The following is a 7,142-nucleotide window of genomic DNA, read 5'->3' as shown; positions in this document are numbered from 1 at the left end:
TTCAATTCCTGAATCAGTTGCCCCTGCAAGTTCCACAACCGCGCTGTATTGTCTGAGGATGCGGTAGCGATGGTTTTGCCGTCGGGGCTGAAACTCACACTTAAGACTGTACCCTGATGCCCTTTAAATTGGTTACGTTCGCTAATATTGTCGAGGATATTATTTAAGGCATAAATAGGGCTAATGGTGGGATATTTATCCAGGGGATTATTTTTAACTATCTTTTTTAAAGCTTTACCATTTTTTAAAGCAGATACTAAAGCTGGCAATTCTTCAAGTTGAAATTGTCTTAAAACATTCACTCCACCTTGTTCTAGTTTGGTAACTAGTAATGCTTCTTGTTGGGCTTTGAGTGCTGCTTGTTTAGCTATCTCTGTTGTTTTTAATGCGGCATTTGCTATTTTAAAGGTTTTTTGAGCTTCTTTAGCTTTCCTTTCTGCTTCTTGTTGTTGTATCTTTGCTTCTTTTAATTTATCGTCCGCAGTTTTTATATTATCATTAGCTGCTTGAATTTTTTCTGCTGCTGCTATATTTTGCTGTTTTAGTTCGTCTGCTTGTTTATTTACTTCGGCTACTTTAGCTTTAGCTGCTGATAGATTTTTTTGTGCTTTTTGAGTATTTTGTTCTGCTAATTTAAAGTTCTTTTCTACTGCTAGACTTTTTTTCTCTGCTTGTTGAGATTTTAGTTCTAAATCTTTAGTTTGACTTTCTAATAGTTGCGTTTGTTGTTGTAATTCATTTTGTTTGATTTTGGCTTTTGTAGTTTCGCTCAACTGAGTCATACCATAAACAGAAGCCATACCCGCAATTACTACTAAACTCACAGCTAAACCAGAACTTAATTTTAATCTTTTTTGCCCTTCTTTAATTTGTTCATCAGCGTGAATTTTCGCATTAGCTAATATTTGTCTTGCTTCCTGTTCCTGTTTTAAATCTGCTTCAGCTTTAGCTAATTTCTCCAGTAACTCATTTCCCTGTTGTTGACGAATAAACTCAACTAAATAATCATGCACTAATTGATATCTATCCGCAGGTGATTCTGGTAAGAGTAACACCAAACCAGACGCAACGAAAATATTTAAAACTAAATCCAGGTTTTTAGTTCCTGCTGGTAACTGTTCTGCTAATTCAATACGAGTTTTTAAAGGTCTTGTACCATTTTCATCTGTGAGTAAATACAAAACCAGTCTTGCTTTTTGTTCATTTTCTGTACCACAATCTTTAATTACATTTTCTAAAAAACCCTCAACTAATTTTTCTTTACCAAATTCTCGATATTTTTCTAAAGTTTTAATTTGTTCAGTTTGTAATTGTGTCCCAACTATTTGTAATTCAATCGGTCTAACTTCCCCAATATCTCCTGCTAAGTCTTTGACTAATTCATCAATTAATTCTGATTGTAAATAAAGGCGGGTTTTTTCGGTGAGGCTTTTAATCACAGCTTTAGCATCTTCGGGCAAGAAATTACCCAAATAATAACGAATATTTTTATCAAGAATGTTATTATTGGTAACTTTCAAATCAACTAAACGATCTAATTCTAATAAATAATGTAAATAATCTTCTCGTAAAGAAAGGACAATTTTCACAAAAGGAATATCTAAACAGATTCGCAAAAAGTCATAAAATGGTTTTCTGTGTTTTTGGTTTTTATAAACAAAGAAAAATTCTTCAAATTGGTCAAATATCAAAACCGTTAATAAATTTCTGTCGGCATTTTTTCGTAGTTGTTGAATAATTGTTTCTGTGGAATGTAGGGACAATTCATGAATTGTCCCTACATTTGATTTTAAAGATTCTCCTAAAATTTCTACCCAATTTGTATAAACCCGTAAAAGTATAGGTAAAGCGTCACGTTCTCCAATAGGTTCTTGTTGCAGTGCAGGAATTAAACCACCTTGTAAAATCGAACTTTTACCAACTCCAGACTGTCCATGAATCACAGTTAATTTATGTTCATTACTAGCAATTCTTCCCCGCAACCGTTTAACATCTTGTTCTCTTCCAGAAGCAGAAATTTCTTGTGCAATTGTTCCTGTATTTTCAATATCTGAATTTGCGGGATTAATAACTTTACGTTGGGGATTTAAATAAGATGCACCAACAAAAGCTACAAATCCATATTGTTGTTTAATTTGTAATCTTTCTTGTTTAATTTCAAAAGCTTTTAAATATTGTTTTTCTTGAAAATACAGAAAATTTAATTGTTCTAAAATATCAATATATAGTTTAGGATCATATTGAGGATGACTTTCGTTCTTCGCAGTTTCTAAAGTTTGAATTGCTGCGGAAATTTCCCCTAAACCTATCTGAGAAAGTGCCTGAAATAAGTGATATAAACCAAATTCTTGAGATTGTATATTAGGAATATTAGTTAAAATATCTAATGATTGCTGCGCGTACTGGTTTGCTTTTGTCCATTCTTTATTTTTTAATGCTACTTCTGCGAGAAACCCATAATTTTGACCTAACCCCCTAACCCCCTTCCCTGCTAGGGAATGGGGAACAGAAAAAGCCTCTCTCCTCGTAGGAGAGAGGTTTGGAGAGAGGTTTTCATATAATTTAAGCGATTTTTGAGCGAGAGTTTCTAAATCATTCCATGCTTTTAAATGTCGTAATATATCACCCAAACGATTGATATATTCAACAACTAAATCTAATCTTTCTGCTTGTTCAAAAATATCTAAAGCTTGCTGTAAATTATCTCTCGCATTTTGCCAATCTTCTTGATTTTCGGTGTTACTAATTTCAGCTTTTCGACTATAAGCTAAAGATATTTTAACCAAAAGAATCCCGTGACGTTCTAAATTATGATGAATTTGCCAAAATTCACAACTTCGCCGATAATAAATTAAAGCATCATCTAGATGATCTTGTTGATATTCCCGTAAACCAAAAGCAAAATCTAAACCAGCTTGAATTTCTGGGTCTATATTTTCTCCTCGGTTTTGTAAATCCTGACGTGCAGCTTCTATTTCTTTGTAAACTTGAGAAGTGGGAGTAACATCATGAGTAAATATTCCTTCTGTTGTTTCTCGAAGTAAATCAATTAAATCGTCAGTATCATTTTCAAAGTCAATAATACTCCCCCAGTTTTCTAAATCTGGTGCAACTCTGATGATTTTTCTGAGAATTTGGTCATCTATCCAAATCAGAATCGGAAAAGGAAAGCTTTTTCTAAATTCCTCTCGAATTTGATTAGATAAACTCAATATTGCATCAATATTTTTAACAGAGTCTAAACCAGAAATCATCAAAGCTTGTGGTTGTTCATTTACCAATTCTTGAAATATATTATCGTAGAGACTTTTAGCTGATTCTGGTAAAGTAATTTCTCTAATTGGTATAGAAGAAATTTCTTGCAGTTGTGATGCTATCTGCTGACGTAATTTAGCATAATTGCAGCGGAGAAAAATCAGTGATAATTGACCTTGAGAAAAATTAATTGCTCTTAATATGGTTCTGAGAGAATTATCGTTATTTTCAGGAAGATTTTCTTGATTATTCATTACATTAATTCCTTTGATTCTATCAAAATGGGATTAATATCAAACCAAGAACCTTCATCATCTCGATATTCAAAAACAAACATACTACGAAGTAGGATATCATATTTGTCTTCACCTCTATAGGTTTTGGTTTTCTGTACTTCCTTTAGTAACTCCCATTCATCATCTGTAATTGCTAAACTTAACTCATTACAACGTTTTTTGATAACGCTTTCTACACATTTTTTAGAAATTGGTGTATCTTCTATTTGCAAACAGCGAAATAATAACATTAACAAGTTACGCAAATGACCACCGCTAACTTTACAAAGTCTTTCTAATGTCTCCGGACTATCAAAAATTCTGGTAATTAAACTTTGATTTTCTTCATCACTTACCCCAGGAAAAGCCCTGGCCATTACCATTTGTTGTAGAAGTGTAATTCCTGCTTGGTAATCTTTACCATTCCTCTGTTTAATCGCTACCATTGGTAACACTTTAGGATCTACTCCAAAGCGATTTGTTAATCTACCTAAAGCGTTAGAAAATATCAGAACTAGGGGAATTGTATAAACAACATGACAGTTTAATTTATTTAACTGTTCACCCCGTTCTACAAATAAATACTCTGGTTGATATTGACCATTTGGTTTTAGTGCATTATCTACCCTGTCGAGGTTATCAATAATAACTACTAAACCTTGTTTACCTTGTTTTTTCAGTCTTTCTTTTGCAGGTATGAGTAATTCTTTGTTAATTGATTCTAAAATGCCATTGGTGCGGGGTTCTAAATATTGTCGTAATTGACTACGCAGTTTAGGACTATCTTTAGTTTTGGCGGTAATTTTGCCAATACCCACAGATAATTCCGCTTCCACACCAATATCTAGAGGGGTTTGTAAAAGTTCAGCTATTTCGGTAAATAGATTTTGAAAATATCCTGGTTTGAGTTTAATTTCTGCTGCTTCTAAACTTTGACTAACTTCTCTAGCTATTGCTAACAAAATATCTGTAATATCAATATCAGCTAAATCTAAACTTTGACTAGATTCAAAATAAACTACATGAAATCCCTGGTCTTGTAATTCTGCTTTTAATCTTAGCAATTCTGTAGACTTACCGCAACCAATATGTCCTGTAAATAATTGACAAGTTGGTGATTCTGGAGAAAGCAGAGTAATAGTTCGTTTTAATTCTCTAATTATTTCTGCACCCCGCACGTCGGAAAAATCAATATAGTATTGTCTATCTTCAGCTTTGCTTTGATCAAGAGTTTTATTAGGGTTACAAGCTTGATAAAACCTCGTTAAATCCAGTTTCATAGAAAATTTGCCCGAAAATCACCGTTATGACCGTAATTATACAGTTTATAACAGAACCAAACAAGATAGTATCAGCTTAATTCATTTATACATATAACATACTTATTAGCTTACCAAAGAACATAAATAATACTCCCGCAGATTAGCAAATGACTGATTTTGCATGACTCCACGGAAGTGTAATTTATTGGTGTAGTTCTGAAAAATCTTCTTTTAATTTCTCTTAATTTTTTACCTCTGCTAACCAACTTTCTAAATCAGCTAAACTGGTAAAATCTAACAAAGCTTCGCTCAAATCTTCCAATATATGTAACGGTAAAGTAGAGATTTCAGCGCGTCTTTCTGCTGATAATTCTCCAAACCGCTTAGTCAACTGTCGCATCACTAAATTAACTGTTGCTTGTTCTGCACCTTCTTCTCTTCCTTCTTCTTTTATATCTCGATAAAGTCGGGTTTCTTTGAGGGTTATTCCTAACATAGCTTCAGCCTCACTGCGGGTTAAGTTTTCAAATTTGTAGGAGATGATCGTGGTGATAATTTCTATTATGACTTGATTTGATGGCGCTGATATTTCTTGTTGAGTTCTTGTATTTATTGTCTATGATAATTAGTATATAATTAATGTTATTATAATTAGAGAAATTAACATTTTGAGATCTTCAAGGAAATTATTAGCAAATGGTTTTTTTCAATAAAGACGAACAACTAGAAAATCTCGGTAATGAAATTTTAGAGGCTACTTGGTCTAACTTTGCAAGTTTAGCCCATAACCAAATTGCTTTAACATGGATTGTGTATGATCCTCCTGTTCCTGTAAATACAGGTGGTGCATTGACTCCTGACGCTTTTTGGACTCATCCCGTGAGAGGATTTAGTTATCGTGGTGGAGAACGCATCTATCCCGCTAGTGTAGTCAAGTTGGTTTATTTAGTAGCGGTTCATGAATGGTTAGAAAAAGGAATGACTAACACTTCCAAGGAATTAGAAAGAGCCTTGGGTGATATGATTGTTGACTCTAGTAATGATGCTACCAGTTTAGTTGTTGATATTCTCAGCGGTACTACTTCTGGACCAGAGTTACCCAATGGACCTTTTGAAACTTGGAAATATCAACGCAATATTATTAACCGCTATTATCAGTCCTTGGGTTGGGAAGAAATGACGAGTATTAACGTCTGTCAAAAAACTTGGGGTGATGGTCCCTATGGAAGAGAAAGGGCGTTTTATGGGGAAATGTTTGAAAATCGCAATATGCTAACTACCAATGCTACTGCCAGATTATTGCATAGTATCGTGGGTGGGGTGGCGGTGTCCAGTGGGCGATCGCAATCTATGATGTCTTTACTCAAACGCAGTCTTAACCCTGATGAGTTACCCCAAGATGTGGAAGAAGACCAGATTACAGGCTTTTTAGGCAGCGGATTACCCCAAAATAGTCAAATCTGGTCAAAAGCCGGTTGGACAAGTTCTGTGCGCCATGATGCGGCTTATATTGAATTACCAGATCAGCGTCCTTATTTGTTAGTAGTTTTTACGGAAGGGAAAGAGCAAGCTAAGAGTCGGGAAATTTTACCCTTTGTTTCGGGAAAAATTGCGGAAGCGGTTAGCAATTTATAAACATGATATGAGTGGTGCGTTAATAGCATTTGACGCACTATTTTTATCATCCAATATTACCAGGTTATTAATTTGTTGTGTGTGAAAACATCAACCTGAAAATTTAACCCGTCGATAAATTTCATTCATGGGAAGTTCTACATTTAAAGTATGTAGAAAAACTGATTTATCAATCTGATCATAAACTTGCAATTGCCAAAGATTATTATTTTTATCATCCTGTTTATAATACTGCTCAATATAAGATTCAGTTTGACTTACCAGCACATATTCACAAAAGCTAGGAAGAGAGCGATATTTTCTGAATTTATCTCCTCTATCATAACCTTCTGTTGAAGGTGACAGAACTTCAATAATTAGGAGAGGATTGAGAATTTCATCCGTGCGATTATTATTAAATTCCGGTTCACCATTAATCACCAGCACATCAGCATAAGTTCCATGATTAAAATTAGGAATCCAAACCCGCAAATCACCACCATAAAAACGAAAATTAGTATCTCTGAGTGAAAATCCTAAATAAATTAAAATATTACTAGCGATCGCACTATGAATTTCTGACCCTCCAGGCATAATAATAATCTCTCCGTTGCGGTATTCGTGACGTTCTTCGGCAGTTTCCTCCATCTCTCTATACTCATCTGGAGTAAAGTGAGTTTTTGTCATTTCTGGAGTAATAATCGGCGGGTTGGTATTAGCAATAAGCATCATCTCA

Annotated in this window: 4 protein-coding genes and 1 pseudogene; 1 reads left to right on the top strand and 4 read right to left on the bottom strand. The window is 34.2% G+C overall.

The genetic code is table 11. From position 1 onward, the window contains the following. The 3 genes and pseudogenes from H6G06_RS22700 to H6G06_RS22690 all read right to left on the bottom strand — a co-directional run. Window positions 1–3,509, bottom strand: a 3,509-nt coding sequence (locus H6G06_RS22700; protein ID WP_190564325.1) for an ATP-binding protein, incomplete at its 3' end; no start/stop codon positions are given. Beyond that, the gene (locus tag H6G06_RS22695; protein WP_190564324.1) at window positions 3,509–4,810 is read right to left on the bottom strand and encodes an ATP-binding protein; all 1,302 of its coding nucleotides are present in this window, start codon (window positions 4,808–4,810) and stop codon (window positions 3,509–3,511) included. The genes H6G06_RS22700 and H6G06_RS22695, both read right to left, overlap by 1 nt. A gap of 223 nt (window positions 4,811–5,033) precedes the next feature. Further along, a pseudogene (locus H6G06_RS22690) lies at window positions 5,034–5,399 on the bottom strand (DUF4351 domain-containing protein); the annotation flags it as partial. Between the two features lie 89 nt (window positions 5,400–5,488). Here H6G06_RS22690 and H6G06_RS22685 point away from each other — a divergent pair. Then, window positions 5,489–6,427 carry a serine hydrolase gene (locus H6G06_RS22685; protein ID WP_190564323.1) on the top strand — a complete coding sequence of 313 codons (939 nt, stop codon included), beginning with the start codon at window positions 5,489–5,491 and terminating at the stop codon, window positions 6,425–6,427. A gap of 90 nt (window positions 6,428–6,517) precedes the next feature. On the opposite strand, the gene H6G06_RS22680 is transcribed toward H6G06_RS22685, so the two are convergent. Then, entirely contained in the window at window positions 6,518–7,135 is a 618-nt protein-coding gene (locus tag H6G06_RS22680; protein WP_190564330.1) for a Uma2 family endonuclease, read from the bottom strand. Between the last annotated feature and the right edge of the window lie 7 nt (window positions 7,136–7,142).

Source organism: Anabaena sphaerica FACHB-251 (assembly GCF_014696825.1).
Lineage (GTDB): Bacteria > Cyanobacteriota > Cyanobacteriia > Cyanobacteriales > Nostocaceae > RDYJ01.
This window is presented reverse-complemented; position numbering and strand designations above follow the sequence as displayed.

Excerpts from the sequence above, each read along its gene's own strand:
- H6G06_RS22695 (WP_190564324.1), bottom strand. The coding sequence starts at position 4,810 with ATGAAACTGGATTTAACGAGGTTTTATCAAGCTTGTAACCCTAATAAA.
- H6G06_RS22685 (WP_190564323.1), top strand. The coding sequence starts at position 5,489 with ATGGTTTTTTTCAATAAAGACGAACAACTAGAAAATCTCGGTAATGAA.
- H6G06_RS22680 (WP_190564330.1), bottom strand. The coding sequence starts at position 7,135 with ATGCTTATTGCTAATACCAACCCGCCGATTATTACTCCAGAAATGACA.